Annotated in this window: 13 protein-coding genes; 3 read left to right on the top strand and 10 right to left on the bottom strand. The window is 39.0% G+C overall.

Going from position 1 to position 13,170, the window contains the following annotated elements; translation table 11 throughout:
• Positions 1 to 57 precede the first annotated feature (57 nt).
• Positions 58 to 756, top strand: a complete 699-nt coding sequence (rsuA, locus tag ALFOR1_RS02505; protein ID WP_104641962.1) for a 16S rRNA pseudouridine(516) synthase RsuA — start codon at positions 58 to 60, stop codon at positions 754 to 756.
• 186 nt (positions 757 to 942) lie between these two features.
• Here the strand turns inward: rsuA and ALFOR1_RS02500 are convergent, their stop codons facing one another.
• Both ALFOR1_RS02500 and ALFOR1_RS02495 read right to left on the bottom strand, forming a co-directional pair.
• Positions 943 to 1,716, bottom strand: a complete 774-nt coding sequence (locus ALFOR1_RS02500; protein WP_058546933.1) for a YggN family protein — start codon at positions 1,714 to 1,716, stop codon at positions 943 to 945.
• A gap of 196 nt (positions 1,717 to 1,912) precedes the next feature.
• Complete coding sequence (locus ALFOR1_RS02495) at positions 1,913 to 4,342, bottom strand: zinc-dependent metalloprotease (protein WP_104641961.1); 2,430 nt, start codon at positions 4,340 to 4,342, stop codon at positions 1,913 to 1,915.
• A gap of 154 nt (positions 4,343 to 4,496) precedes the next feature.
• Here ALFOR1_RS02495 and ALFOR1_RS02490 point away from each other — a divergent pair, with 154 nt between their 5' ends.
• Positions 4,497 to 5,465, top strand: a complete 969-nt coding sequence (locus ALFOR1_RS02490; protein WP_104641960.1) for a class 1 fructose-bisphosphatase — start codon at positions 4,497 to 4,499, stop codon at positions 5,463 to 5,465.
• Between the two features lie 176 nt (positions 5,466 to 5,641).
• On the opposite strand, the gene ALFOR1_RS02485 is transcribed toward ALFOR1_RS02490, so the two are convergent.
• Positions 5,642 to 5,968 carry a hypothetical protein gene (locus ALFOR1_RS02485; protein ID WP_058546930.1) on the bottom strand — a complete coding sequence of 109 codons (327 nt, stop codon included), beginning with the start codon at positions 5,966 to 5,968 and terminating at the stop codon, positions 5,642 to 5,644.
• A gap of 43 nt (positions 5,969 to 6,011) precedes the next feature.
• On the opposite strand from ALFOR1_RS02485, the gene ALFOR1_RS02480 reads away from it, so the two are divergent.
• Positions 6,012 to 6,371 carry a DUF5522 domain-containing protein gene (locus ALFOR1_RS02480; protein ID WP_104641959.1) on the top strand — a complete coding sequence of 120 codons (360 nt, stop codon included), beginning with the start codon at positions 6,012 to 6,014 and terminating at the stop codon, positions 6,369 to 6,371.
• A 49-nt stretch (positions 6,372 to 6,420) separates the two neighbouring features.
• Here the strand turns inward: ALFOR1_RS02480 and ALFOR1_RS02475 are convergent, their stop codons facing one another.
• From ALFOR1_RS02475 to ALFOR1_RS02445, 7 genes are all read right to left on the bottom strand, one after another.
• Positions 6,421 to 7,263 carry a sulfurtransferase gene (locus ALFOR1_RS02475; RefSeq protein ID WP_104643606.1) on the bottom strand — a complete coding sequence of 281 codons (843 nt, stop codon included), beginning with the start codon at positions 7,261 to 7,263 and terminating at the stop codon, positions 6,421 to 6,423.
• A 1-nt stretch (position 7,264) separates the two neighbouring features.
• Complete coding sequence (locus tag ALFOR1_RS02470; RefSeq protein ID WP_104641958.1) at positions 7,265 to 7,690, bottom strand: adenylyltransferase/cytidyltransferase family protein; 426 nt, start codon at positions 7,688 to 7,690, stop codon at positions 7,265 to 7,267.
• A 76-nt stretch (positions 7,691 to 7,766) separates the two neighbouring features.
• Entirely contained in the window at positions 7,767 to 8,831 is a 1,065-nt protein-coding gene (locus tag ALFOR1_RS02465; protein ID WP_104641957.1) for a CDP-glycerol glycerophosphotransferase family protein, read from the bottom strand.
• A 63-nt stretch (positions 8,832 to 8,894) separates the two neighbouring features.
• Entirely contained in the window at positions 8,895 to 9,314 is a 420-nt protein-coding gene (locus tag ALFOR1_RS02460) for a group I truncated hemoglobin (RefSeq protein ID WP_104641956.1), read from the bottom strand.
• On the bottom strand, positions 9,314 to 10,147 hold the full coding sequence (locus tag ALFOR1_RS02455; protein ID WP_104641955.1) for a DUF3034 family protein: 834 nt from the start codon (positions 10,145 to 10,147) through the stop codon (positions 9,314 to 9,316). Before ALFOR1_RS02455 ends, ALFOR1_RS02460 begins: the two co-directional genes overlap by 1 nt.
• Positions 10,134 to 12,449: a bifunctional diguanylate cyclase/phosphodiesterase gene (locus ALFOR1_RS02450; RefSeq protein ID WP_104641954.1), complete on the bottom strand. Its 2,316-nt coding sequence runs from the start codon at positions 12,447 to 12,449 to the stop codon at positions 10,134 to 10,136. The genes ALFOR1_RS02455 and ALFOR1_RS02450 overlap by 14 nt, the downstream gene beginning before the upstream one ends.
• Positions 12,442 to 13,104 (bottom strand): methylamine utilization protein, encoded by a 663-nt coding sequence (locus ALFOR1_RS02445; protein WP_104641953.1) that lies wholly within the window; start codon positions 13,102 to 13,104, stop codon positions 12,442 to 12,444. Before ALFOR1_RS02445 ends, ALFOR1_RS02450 begins: the two co-directional genes overlap by 8 nt.
• Positions 13,105 to 13,170: the final 66 nt, after the last annotated feature.

The following is a 13,170-nucleotide window of genomic DNA, read 5'->3' as shown; positions in this document are numbered from 1 at the left end:
TATTTCACTATCAGCTATAATCGCGCCCATTGTAGCCGACTAAAAATGTGAACAAAAATGAAATTCCCTTGCCGCTTAGATAAATTTGTTAGCCATTTAGCAGAACTTCCTCGCTCAAAAGCACGCGCTGCAATTAAGCGCCAGGCTGCAACTGTAAATGGCGAAGTAGTTACTGCATTCGACTTTCAAGTAAAGCAACAAGACGAAATAATGTTTGAAGGTGAACAACTCGTATTTTTAGGTAAACGTTACTACATGCTAAATAAGCCCGTGGGTTACGTATGCGCAAATAGTGATGAATTACACAGAACGGTTTTTGACTTACTTGATGAGCCTAATATGGCCGACTTTCATGTGGCAGGCCGACTTGATATAGACACCACAGGTTTAGTTATTATTACCAACGATGGTGATTGGTCTCATAAAATCACTTCACCAAAAAATAATAAATTTAAAACCTACCTAGTAGAAACCCAAGAACCGATTACCGACGAGTCGCTTGAGCAATTGCGAGTAGGCGTTCAACTGCATAACGAAAAAGACTTAACACGCCCAGCAAAAGCAGAGAGGCTCGCTAACTTTGGGCTACGTTTATCTATTTGTGAAGGTAAGTACCATCAAGTTAAACGCATGTTAGCCGCTGTAGACAACAAAGTAGTAGAGCTACACCGTGAGCAAATTGCCGGTATTAAACTAGATGAAAACCTAGCCAGTGGTGAGTATCGCCAGTTAACTGTCGAAGAAGTTAAACTTTAAAGCGGTCAGCGGTCAGCGGTCAGCGGTCAGCGGTCAGCGGTCAGCGGTCAGCGGTCAGCGGTCAGCGGTCAGCGGTCAGCGGTTAATTTTGGTCCAGTAATTAAACCAGTCAATTGATATCTGATATCTGATATCTAATAACTGACAGCTGACAGCTGACAACTGACAACTTAAGATAGATCTCCCTTACGATTTAATTTGCACTAAATCGTAATCAGCCATGCCAGGGACAATTGCTTGTAGGCGTGACTCGGTTACATCTAGTGCATTTAAGCATTCACAATATTCTGAAGCTTTAAGCTCTAACTGATGCGCTTTTTTTTGTAGTGATTTATCAATCTCTTTTGAGATAATATCCATCCGCTGCCCCATATCGTTAATACGATCTTCTATATTACCTTCGCGCGATTTAAAGGCATCACCTAGTGATACTAAAATAGCACCTAGCGATCCATGTACTGCGGAGTGAATTTGTTGGCTTATCTCTTTAGTGAAAAAGTCATCTATTTGAGAAAGAGATTGAGGGGCAATAAAAAAGAAGTCATCTCCGCGCTTAAATTTATCCATTAATGCGCGTTCTACGTACTGAAGTTGTGTTTTAAGTACCTCTGGCTCTTTATCAGACATACCCTCAACTACATGCTCAATTGCACTTAAACCTAAGTTAACACCATCTGTAGCAAGATTTACTAATTCGGGAACTGTGTGGCGAATACCATTACTAAATTGCTCGAGTACTTTACTTTCGTCATCGCTTAAATCAACCCAATAACCACGTATAAACAGCTGATTATTATTGTTAATTTGAACACGAGTTTGGCCTTTATCAAGTATACGTATTACATCGTCAGTAATGATTAAACCATGGCGAAGCTCAACATCACATTGGGCCTGAGCAAATGCAGTGCTGCTTGAAAGTGCTATCGACAACGCCAATATCGAACGAGATAGAAACGCCATAAACACCTCAAAAAGACTAAAATGGAAGGCGGGTAGGTTAACAAAAAACCAACTTTATGCAAGTAAAAGTAAAGTTATCAGTTATCAGTTATCAGTTATCAGTTATCAGCTATCAGGACGTAGTAAAACACCGAGTATGCGTATACTCGGTGTTTTACTTTGTAATTTTCAAAAAGTTGAGTTTCTAAACTTTATATTAAATTGGTGAACCTGGTGGAATTGGTAAAGCTTCAAAATTGCTTGGCCATTCGCCTTTAATTAAAAACAATTTAATTTGCTCTGCTAAAAATTGCTTAAACGCGCTTTCACCAGTACTTGTGTGGCTCAGCATTGAGTTTTGATTAAAATCTTCGCCAAGCTTAACTAAATAATAGCGAACCTGTGCTTGTACCTCAGGGCTTACGTTATTACTTGCAACTAAATCAGCAAATGCTTTAGCCGTTAAGTACTGAGTACGCTGAGTAATTTTACCTGCCATAGTATTAGGTGATGAAACATTAAATATTTGCTTATATAACTGCTCTAGCATGCTATCTAAGCTATAAAAATCGTTACTGCGTGCTTGTTGCTGCGCTAACCGGTTTAAGCGTTGCGGATTTAATAAAAGCGATAAACTATGCTCTACGGCAACTTCAGGTAGTGCCATAGCATCAAGAGTTAAGCCCGTACGCCCTATTATGCTTTCGCGCGATTTAGACTCGCCATATGCCTTTGGTGGAATAAGTGAAAGTACCGATTCTGGTAGTAATAAATTGGCAGGCTTGAGCGTGGCTAAAATAGCGTTAACGGCTTCTTGCTGCTGCTCTTTTGAAACAACTTGCGCGCCTTTTACGGGGGCATCACCTCGTAGTTCGTACTCATAATTTACGCCTGAAATTAACTTAACTGCAGCCTCTACTTGAAAGCGGTGAAATAAATAAAGCGGCACTAGTTTTTCTTCTAATTGCGAAAGTGCATCACCCGTTTTAATGTTATTTATTCCAAACTGCGAAAGCGCTTTTTTACGAACGTCGAGCACTCTTAATAGCTCTTGTGATGGATTGGTACCGTTATCCCATAAATGGGCAGTTGGGTGTGCACCACCTTTAGCACGAGCGTCGCTATCTGATATAAACTCAAGGCCTTTAGCTTTATTCTCTTTTAATATTGCTGCAAGCTCAGCGCTTTCGTCTTGATTGGTAAAGTCGCTGTAGCCATATTTAATTACTTGGGTATCCCATGCGCCCATGCCTTTTGCGTAGCCGCGCGTTACATCAAGCTTACCTTGTTCATTAAAACTAAGTAGTGGGTGTGGGTAGTCCATAACAGAGGCTCTATCACCTACTGATGCTGCAAAGTTATGAGAAATCCCTAACGTGTGGCCAATTTCGTGTGCACTTAATTGGCGAATACGGTCAAGCGCCATAGCCTGTAAATTTTTAGCGACCTCATTACCTTTTAAATAGGGGGCGGCCAGTGCTTCGGCTATTAATATATCTTGGCGTACACGCAGCGAACCAAGTGTTACATGCCCTTTTAATATTTCACCTGTACGAGGGTCTATTACAGAGCTTCCGTATGACCAACCACGTGTAGCGCGGTGTACCCACTGAATTACGTTATAACGAATATCCATAGGGTCTGCATTACTTGGTAAAACTTTTACTAAAAATGCGTTTTTGTACCCTGAAGCACTAAATGCATCATTCCACCATTTACCACCTTCTAATAAAGCGCTTTTAACTGGCTCAGGAACCCCTGGATCTAGGTAGTAAACAATAGGCTCTACGGGTTCACTAATAGGTAGGCTTGGATCTTTTTTAGCTAGGCGATGGCGCGGTATATAGCGCACAAACATAGACTCGCCAAGCGGGGCTGCGTAATCTTTATGCTCAATACTCCAAAAGCCAGATTGCGGGTTAAACTTGCGCGGCGTGTAGTTATCGTCTGGTAATTTAATTAGTGAATGATGCATATGCACCGTAAGTGCGTATGGGTCGGCACTTACTTGGCGAACAAACTCACCCGGCTTTGTGCCCTTAAAGGTGAGTACCGCTTCAAGCTCGGTGTTTTTTAAAAACGCTTTTGAACGCTTCATGTAAACCACGCTTCGTGACTCATCAAGGCTAAAGTTACCTTGTTTACGCGCAGCAAGCTTTCGGCTTACACCGTGTACATCACTTAATAAATAAGGCGTGTAGTCAATCAGTGCGGTGGAATTATCTTGTGCAACCACTTTAAAGCCTGCGAGTATACTTGATGCAAACGCCTCTTTAATACTTTGCTGCTCAGCTTTATTACTAGTATTAGCACGGTAGTAAGTATTTACAGCGCGCAGCATTACTTTATCGCCAAAACGTTCAAACTGTACAAGGTGAGTATTTCCAAGTTGGCCTCTATCTAGGCCAATATCGTTCGAACCAATCCCGTATGGCAAGCTTTGCTGAAGTAAAAATTGTTGTTCAAACTTATCTACTTTTAAATAAACTTTGCCGTTTTGGGTATCGTAAAAAAACGAATAGTAGCCCGGAAAGTGATTCATTTGCGTAGTAAATTCATCAATTGACTTAATTGCTGCGTGCGCTTGAGTTATGATAGAGCACAGCACAGTAAAGAATATGTAACTTATTAGTGGTATTTTTTTCATAATCTTATCTTTGTTATTGGCGTTTTAAGTATGATTAGGTGGTCCCATTATAGGGCGCTATTTAAACAATACAGTTATTTAAGACGAAATTCAGCGCACTAAGTTAATCTCTCTCACATTATGATTAGCTAGTACACGTTATCAGGAAAATATAATGCGAAGACTCCCTCCAGTATTACTAGAAGACGGTTGCCCAAGAGAACTTTTGTCGTTAATTAGAACCATTTTAGCGGCATGTAAAGAAATTTCGTTTCGTGTTGGCCAAGGCGCACTTTCAGGCGTGTTAGGCTCAACCCTTGATGAAAACATTCAAGGCGAAACTCAAAAAAAGCTCGATGTGCTATCTAATCAGCTATTAAAAGATATTTTACTGGAATCAGGCACAGTTAAAGCAATTGCCTCTGAAGAAGAAGATTACACTGTTGCCGGTAATCAAGACGCTAAATACATTGTTGCATTTGACCCACTTGATGGCTCATCAAACACCGATATAAACTCGCTGGTTGGTACTATATTTTCGATTATGGAAGCGCCTGAAGGCTCAGATGCTGCAGATCAAAGCATATTTATGCAGCCAGGCCACAAGCAAGTTGCAGCAGGCTATGTACTTTACGGCCCATCAACTATGCTTGCCCTTACAACAGGTAAAGGCACACGCATGTTTACCCTTGATAAAACCCAAGGTAGTTTTTTACTAACAGAAGACTTTGCCACAATACCTGCCGATACCAACGAATTTGCCATTAATGCGTCAAACCAGCGCCATTGGCAGAGCGCTATGCAAAACTACATAAATGATTTGTTAGAAGGCGATACAGGCCCGCGCGCTAAAAACTTTAATATGCGCTGGATTGCAGCCATGGTGGGCGACGTGCACCGTGTACTTAGCCGTGGTGGTTTATTTACTTACCCTACAGATACTAAAGATCCAAATAAACCAAATAAATTACGCTTACTTTACGAAGCAAACCCAATGGCTATGCTTGTAGAGCAAGCCGGTGGAATAGCCTCAACAGGTACCGAGCGCATTATGGATATACAACCAGATGCCATCCACCAGCGTGTAGCGGTTATTTTAGGTTCTAAAAACGAAGTAGAAACGTGCTTGAGATATCATAAGTAAACACGTTGTCAGTTGTCAGTTGTCAGTTGTCAGTTGTCAGTTGTCAGTTGTCAGTTGTCAGTTGTCAGTTGTCAAAAAATACTAAGCCACATTTAATTTAAATGCGGCTTTTTTATTTATTCGTTACATATAATCGCAGTAGATTCGCATCTAAAAATGAGAGTCAGCCTAAATATCTAGTCCTTCAATAATGCCAGTAATTGTTCGAGCTTTTTGTGGCTAAGCTCTCCCATTTGCTCGCTATTGCTTAGCGCATAAATCACGCCTTCAAACTCGGCGCAATTTAAATCATCTCGCGATTCAATCACATTTGCCCACAGCTCCAAATCGTCAATATCAATTTCTTTATTTAAACAACGCGTAAGTACGTCAATTAGTATAGGTTTTGTGAGTGTGTACAGATAGGTTTGATTGTTCGAAGAGCTTGAAACAATCACACTAATGGCGCTATCTCTTTGCTCGCCAAATGTAATAAATTCAGCCAATGCTTTTTGTATATTCATAATATTTGTTATTCTTGCTGCTCTACTGTTAATAAGACCTAAAATGACTCAAATAAACTGCAGCCAATGTAATACAGCGCTTAACTGTAATGTAAGTGATATAACCGCATGTTGGTGTAACCAGTTACCCGCTATTTTACCGCTAGATAGCAGTGCAACAAGCTGTTTATGCACTCGCTGTACGCTTAGTAAAATTAATGTTTATTTGGAAAGTATTTATACCCAACCAATTAAAGCTCAAATTGAATTTGCTAAAAAGTTTAGAGGTAATGACAATTTAATAGAAGGGCTAGATTACACCATGCAAAATGGCTACATGGTATTCAGTAAGTGGTTTTTTTTAAAACGCGGGACGTGCTGTAAAAATGGCTGTAAAAACTGCCCATATGGCTATAAAAAATAGAAAGAGCCGATTAATTAAAACGACCCTTTTATAAGAGCGTGCATTGCATCTACAGCAATTTAATACTACCCGTTGCAATTGGCAGTGAATCACTTGCTCCCCATTCGCTCCACGAACCGTCGTAAACACTTAAATTGCTATATCCACATTCTACAGCAAGCAGTGCTAATACACAGGCTGTAATACCTGAGCCACAACTAAATTGGAGTTGTTGAGTATCTCCGGCTACTTCATTAAATTTAGCCTTGAGTTCATCAATAGGTTTAGACTCACCTTCATTTAATAAATCGGTGAACGCCAATGAGCAACTATTAGGAATATGACCGCTTCGCATTCCCTTTCTAGGCTCGGGGTCTTCACCCGTAAAGCGCTTATAGGCACGTGCATCTAACATTAACGTACTTGTATCATCTATGCTGTGAAGCACTTGCTGCTGATCAATAAAATAACCCGGTGCTAAATTAGCAACAAAGTTACCTTTCTTTGTTGGAATACGATAAGCGCTTTGGGTGCTGTAACCGCATTTAAGCCATTTTTTTAAGCCACCGCTGAGCACTTTGACATTATCAAAGCCCATAGCCTTTAGCATCCACCACGCTCTAGCAGCACTAAATAAATCATCTTGTTCATAAACAACTATAAACGAATCGTCATTTACTCCTGCTTTTTGCATTACTTGAGTTAACTGCTCACTGCTGCATAGGGTGTTAGGTATAGCGCTGGTAGTATCTGCAAGCTCGGTTTTAATATCAAAACGCTGTGCTCCTGGCAGTACTTTATCTACTTTATAAGTCCCTAAAACACCGGGGCGCAACATGCCTGCATCAAAAATAATTAATGCAGGATCATCAAGTTGTTCATGTAGCTGCTGGCAGGTAATTAAGTTTTTCATTTTATTTTTTTTGTTCAATTTTATCTAAAACGTTACGCAACTTAGTACTTGATGTATGTGAGGTGTAAGAAAAATAACAAATTTCAACATTGAACTTAGCAAAATCTGCTTCTATTTTTTTCCATTTTTCAGTCCCTTTCCAATCATCACCTACAAACATTTTATCAAACTTTAAATTGTTCCAAGCTTCTTCTTTGTCGTAATTAACCTGAGGGACAACCTCATCTACAAATTTTATAGCTTCAACTATTTCCATACGTTCTTGAAAAGGAATAACTGGCTCTTTATTTTTAGCCGACATACTTAATTCATCTGTAGTTACACCTACAATTAAATAGTCACACTCTAGTTTGGCTCTTTTTAGAATATTTAAATGACCAATATGAAATAGGTCAAAAACACCCGTGGTATATCCAATTTTTTTCATTTATAAAAACCTAGTTATTATCTGAGTTTTAAGTCCTTTTATAAATTTAATTACGTCCGAACTTTGATTGTAATAATTAATTATTTTCCATCAGGTATTGTACGATTCTCTGACTGGCCTTACCGTCAACTTTTCCGGCTAGCTTTTCAGATAAAGACAACCTGATATTAGCTAAACTCTCGGGTTCAGCGAGTTGTTGCTCTACTATTTTTTTCAAACCTTTATACTTTTTAGCATGTACGGCCAAATTGGCATATTCACCATAATCGCGATCCATTCGCTTTTTAAATCGATATGAGAATATTCCTCTGTAGCCCCATCTTAACTTTAAAAAGTCACACCAAATAACGGGCTTGTTTAACAAAGCAAATTCAAATAAAGCAGACGAAGCATCACTGATTAATAAATCAGCTTTATCTAAAAAGGGCACTAAAGAATAATCTTCTACTTTTGCCAAATATACATTTGGATATGTAGCCCAATGCTCGAGCAATTTCACGTGCTTTTTATAACGTTCTTTACTAATAGAAAAATAGTGAGGTTTTATTAAGATGTTGTAATTGCCAAAATGTTCCGGCCAATTTTTAGGAAATAACTCTAAACTACTCGGATAAAAGGTTGGAGCATAGAGAAGTGTTTGTTTTTCATCACTAAAGTTATTAAGTTCTAAAGCGCCATCAATTTTTTCATTGTTAAAAATAGGGTCTAATTTACAAAAGCCTACGTCAATAAATTTATCATCAGGGTACATAGACTCTAAACGAGCAAGTCTGTATGCACCCTCAACAAACCTAACTGTCATCGCTTTGTTTGATTTAGTGTAATAACTTGATTTAGGACCAATCCCATGCCCAAGCTGTGCACTTTTAGACACTTTATGTAATCGTTCTAAGTAACTAAAGGAATTCGCAAAAAAGACCCAATCAGCCTTTTCTTGCTCATAAAAATCCATCGCCTGGAGCTGATCATCAACCCATATATGATCTAGATTATAATCATCTATAACACGTTGGATTAAATGCTTATGGCTATTTTTATAAAATACAAATTTACTTTTGATGCCTTTCTCGGAGAGTTTTTTAAAAACAGGAACATATTGAGGTAGGTAATAAAGGCTTTGTGTGTCAAAAATTACATTCATATTTAATCACTATTATTTTTATTTATATTCTACCTCGAAAATGGCATAACAAAAACCAAGTACCTATATTTTTATAATTTCACTGCGTAAAGGGGCCATTCGAGAAAGAATCTCATTTTGTAAATTATGGTTTATATTTTGCTCATTCATAGCATTTATTAGTAAATCGACTACATGATTAAAGTCTTTTTCCGTTATATGCATACCCGTATGAATTGCCACCATAGAGTCGCCATCGTATTCACATGGGCCTTCTACTAACATACATATATGCGTAATAAACCCTTGCCTAAAATGCGCTATATTACTGTGCTCAAAGTAGTGTATAACTTGCTCGTCATTACCTATTTGATAAATAAAGCTGTCAACTATTCGAGCCAAACCGGCTTTGCCATCTAGCTTTTGATAAAGCGATAGCTGCGTAGAGCTTGAACACCCGTTTAGTAAAATTATACATATAAAAAAAATAGCGACGCTTTTCATTACCAATACCCTGTAACCGATAAATACCAGCCCGTTTGATCGTCCGCACCAGCAATACTACCTAAATCAAGGTATGCCGCTGTCACACTCACATGTTTATTGGGCATCCAGGCTACAAACAGATCTTTCCAGTCTTGCTCGCCTAAATTAAGGTTATTATTTTTTTGGCGATACTCAATACCTACAGCCACTTCACGGCTAAAAAATAGTGCGGTGCTGCCTTCAAATAACACTTTACCGCTACCATTTGACCCACCATAACCAAGTAAACCAAGTTGATTAGCTTCGCTATAGCGTGTGGTTACATTCCAAAACCAGTTATAGCCCGCAATAGCGCCTAAATGTAATTTACTTGCCGCTAAGTAATAATCAGTTCCGCTAGTATCTTGTGCACCTACAAGTGTTGCTACTGCGCCATCATCAAGCGATTTATGCTGTAAACCTAAGCTTAATTGTGGCCAATCGCTGTAAACTATATCACCGTATAAACGAATTTTAGCACCCGTGATAGATTGCTCTATTTCGGTATCAAGCGCGGGTACATCAAATCGTTGCTGAGCATAGCTAAGCTCTATTCTATTAAATAGATTAAGTTGTGCACCGCACACATCAAGAGTGTAATCAGTTACATCTGCACGGCTACAAAAACCATTTACAGAAAACTCATCTTCGCTTGCGTAACCGGCTAGTTGTGCCCACGGAACAATACCACCGCCACCACTGCCTTCAATTTGAGAAACACCCGGTGTGGCTAATAGCTTTCCATTACTCGCTAGGCTAGAAAAACTAGTCGTTAAAAGCAATCCTGCCAATAAACACTTAATTCTTTTCATAATATTCCTTTAGCCACTCTTCTAATAGGTCTGCTTTTAAAGGTCTACTTAGGTAATAACCTTGCGCATGATCACATTTCATTTCTTTAAGTAGATTTAATGAGTCTAAAGTTTCTACGCCCTCAGCTACCACCGAAAACCCCAGTTGATGACCTAGCGTAATTGATGACTGTACTATAAATTGATCTTTTTGAGATTCATCTAGTTTTAAAATAAAGCACTTATCTAATTTTAGCTCATCAATAGGTAACATTTTTAATCGCCCAAGCGATGTTTGCCCCACACCATAATCATCAAGCGATATTTTTACACCAACCTCTTTTAAATTTTGTAGCGCTTTTATGCCTTTTTCTTCATTTTCGATCATATCGCGTTCGGTCAGCTCAATTGTGATCAAACTAGGCGCTACGTTATGCTTTTTAAGAGTGCGCACCAGCGCTGAATGAAAACCCGGAAATGCAATATCTTGTGCAGATACGTTAATAGCCGCTTGTAAATTAATGCCTTTATTTTGCCAATCAGCAACTTGAGAAACCACGGTATTAACTACCCAAGCTGTTAGTTCAACAATAAGCCCCGACTGCTCGGCTAAATCAATAAATAACTCAGGGTTTACCCAGCTGCCATCTTTACGCTGCCAGCGAATAAGTGACTCTACTTTATCTATTTTTTGGGTAACCATATGTAATTTAGGCTGATAGGTCATAAACAGCTGCCCATCGTCATCGCTAATCGCTTGTTTTAGCTCATCAAGCATAATTAATCGCTCTAGATGAGCTTCGTCTTCGCCATTTTTATAATAGTGAATGCTTTCTTGATTGCTAGCAGCGCTTTCTACTGCAATAAGTACGCGGCGCATTAAATCGTCACTTGCCATCCCTTGTGCAGGGTACTGCACAATTCCTGCGCTAAAACGTAAGCTAATTTTTAGCTTTTGAATGGTATAACAAGCTTGCAATTGAGCCATTAAACCTACAATGCCACTTTTTTGATCCCGAGCTGCACCAGTAGGAAATACCGTTAAAAATTCATCCCCACCAATACGGGCATGAAAACCACCTAACTCATCTGAAAATTCGCTTATTCTACACGCCACGGCTTTTAAGCAATCATCACCAATACGTGGGCCTAGTTTATCGTTAATATGGCGCAGGCCTTTTATATCAATGGCAACTAACGTGTATTCGGCTTTGGCATCAAGCTCATCATCAAGTACTTCAAGCATAGCCGAGCGATTATAAAAACCGGTAAGAGAATCATGGCGAGCCTGAAAGCTAATTTGTTGCTCACGCTCATTTATATCGTTACCCACGCTATCGAATGCGGCAACTAAGGTGGCTATTTCTGTACTTTGCTTTTTGCCTTTAAACTCAAAGCTATAATTACCTTGCGCAAATTGCTTAGCTATTACAGAAAGCTGAGATAACGGTGTGGTTAAATTATTTGCAAATAAACTACTGGTTATTACCCCTACAAACATCGTTAAAATAGCTAAAATAATGAGTGTAAAAAGCAGGTTTTCGAAGTCTGTATAGCTTTGTGTTAAATCGGCACTTAATAAAATAATAATTGGATGGCTCGCTAACGAGGCCAGCTCTATATCTAAATTTCGATACACTAAATACTCGCCAAAAAAGCGTGTTGTAGTAACAGTATTAAAATAAGAAACAGGTTCAAATGGGGTTGGTCGCTTTGCTAAAGAGCTAATAACTATCTCATCAGCACTGCCAATAAAACTAACATCCATTGAGGTTAAGCTTTTTAGCTCATTAGCCACACCGTCATCTATTTTAAAACCCACCAAACTATAGGCTACCGTACGCGGTGCTCTAACAGGCAGTAAAATAACCTGGTAAAGCGCATTGTTAAGAACCACAAAGCTCGACTCTTCAGGTGCACTTAATAGCTCTTCCATTAGTGGTTGTAAATTATGTGCAAAAGCATCTTCGTTAGTATTAGCCGAAATTAACTTGCCCGACAAATCGAGCAGTAACATTAGCTCTGCATCAATACGCTGGCTATGGTTAAACAACACACTACTTATAGTGCCCGCATCGCGCGTAGCAACCGCTTGCTTAAAGCCAAAGTCGGAAGTAAGCACCTTTGCAGCCGTCAGCAGTAAGCTTTCTTTAGATTTTAGATATTGCTTATAAACACTTTGTGCAACATTAATATCTTGATTTACTTTTTCTTCTTGAAACTTACTTGTAGACCACCAAAAACTGAGCAAACTGACCAAAGTGGTTAATAACACTAAGCCTACACATAAAATGGTTATACGGTTTCGTAAACTATTAGTCATTACCGGCCTTAAATTTACTGCCAAACGTATTTCGAGGAGCGGGGGATGAAGTATTTACAGTGACTAGCAACTGCTTTTGAGAGTTAATTGTTATAATTTTTTTATTCTCCAGCGGTGCTGTTTGAAGAGGATGCCATACACTCACTTGCGCAGGTAAAGTGTCTAACGTGAGGCTAATCAGCCCTTTTTTATCGCTTTTATATACACTTTCGCTGCTAGCAACATAAATGTAGCCCACCATAGAGTCGTGAATATTACAGCCTAAAACAACAACACCTTGCTGATCAAACGTAATTGGCTCTTTTGGTTGGCCAGAATATAACCTTAGCTGAAAAGGCTTAGCTTGTGAAAAAGAATATACATGATGGCGAATATTATCGCTGTTAGGAAAGTTAACTTGCTGGCCTTGTTGTACTACTAATAACTCAGGTAAAAACTGTTTATGAACCTGATCCATTACTGCAAGGGGTAATGTTTTTGATGCTGAATGAGTGCTTGCATTAATTAGCTCAATAACGGCGCCCGATAGTTTTTGGCCGTGCTGATCTTCTAATACTAAATTTATGTCCGCACTTGAGGCAAACTGACTGTAAAACAAACCTATAGCTAAAAAATAACTATGTTTTGCATATTTTTGCAATGCCCGCTTAAACATAACAACACCCAAACATTAATGTTAGGTTAAGTTAATTAGAGACGAGCACTAATTGCAAGAATTATA

The organism is Pseudoalteromonas carrageenovora IAM 12662, assembly GCF_900239935.1.
Lineage (GTDB): Bacteria > Pseudomonadota > Gammaproteobacteria > Enterobacterales > Alteromonadaceae > Pseudoalteromonas > Pseudoalteromonas carrageenovora.
The sequence above is the reverse complement of the archived record's forward strand: the minus strand, read 5'-3'. Positions and strand labels throughout refer to the sequence as shown.

What these genes read in the sequence shown, in the direction of transcription:
- rsuA (WP_104641962.1), top strand. Translation starts at nt 58, where the DNA reads ATGAAATTCCCTTGCCGCTTAGATAAATTTGTTAGCCATTTAGCAGAA.
- ALFOR1_RS02500 (WP_058546933.1), bottom strand. Translation starts at nt 1,716, where the DNA reads ATGGCGTTTCTATCTCGTTCGATATTGGCGTTGTCGATAGCACTTTCA.
- ALFOR1_RS02495 (WP_104641961.1), bottom strand. Translation starts at nt 4,342, where the DNA reads ATGAAAAAAATACCACTAATAAGTTACATATTCTTTACTGTGCTGTGC.
- ALFOR1_RS02490 (WP_104641960.1), top strand. Translation starts at nt 4,497, where the DNA reads ATGCGAAGACTCCCTCCAGTATTACTAGAAGACGGTTGCCCAAGAGAA.
- ALFOR1_RS02485 (WP_058546930.1), bottom strand. Translation starts at nt 5,968, where the DNA reads ATGAATATACAAAAAGCATTGGCTGAATTTATTACATTTGGCGAGCAA.
- ALFOR1_RS02480 (WP_104641959.1), top strand. Translation starts at nt 6,012, where the DNA reads ATGACTCAAATAAACTGCAGCCAATGTAATACAGCGCTTAACTGTAAT.
- ALFOR1_RS02475 (WP_104643606.1), bottom strand. Translation starts at nt 7,263, where the DNA reads ATGAAAAACTTAATTACCTGCCAGCAGCTACATGAACAACTTGATGAT.
- ALFOR1_RS02470 (WP_104641958.1), bottom strand. Translation starts at nt 7,690, where the DNA reads ATGAAAAAAATTGGATATACCACGGGTGTTTTTGACCTATTTCATATT.
- ALFOR1_RS02465 (WP_104641957.1), bottom strand. Translation starts at nt 8,831, where the DNA reads ATGAATGTAATTTTTGACACACAAAGCCTTTATTACCTACCTCAATAT.
- ALFOR1_RS02460 (WP_104641956.1), bottom strand. Translation starts at nt 9,314, where the DNA reads ATGAAAAGCGTCGCTATTTTTTTTATATGTATAATTTTACTAAACGGG.
- ALFOR1_RS02455 (WP_104641955.1), bottom strand. Translation starts at nt 10,147, where the DNA reads ATGAAAAGAATTAAGTGTTTATTGGCAGGATTGCTTTTAACGACTAGT.
- ALFOR1_RS02450 (WP_104641954.1), bottom strand. Translation starts at nt 12,449, where the DNA reads ATGACTAATAGTTTACGAAACCGTATAACCATTTTATGTGTAGGCTTA.
- ALFOR1_RS02445 (WP_104641953.1), bottom strand. Translation starts at nt 13,104, where the DNA reads ATGTTTAAGCGGGCATTGCAAAAATATGCAAAACATAGTTATTTTTTA.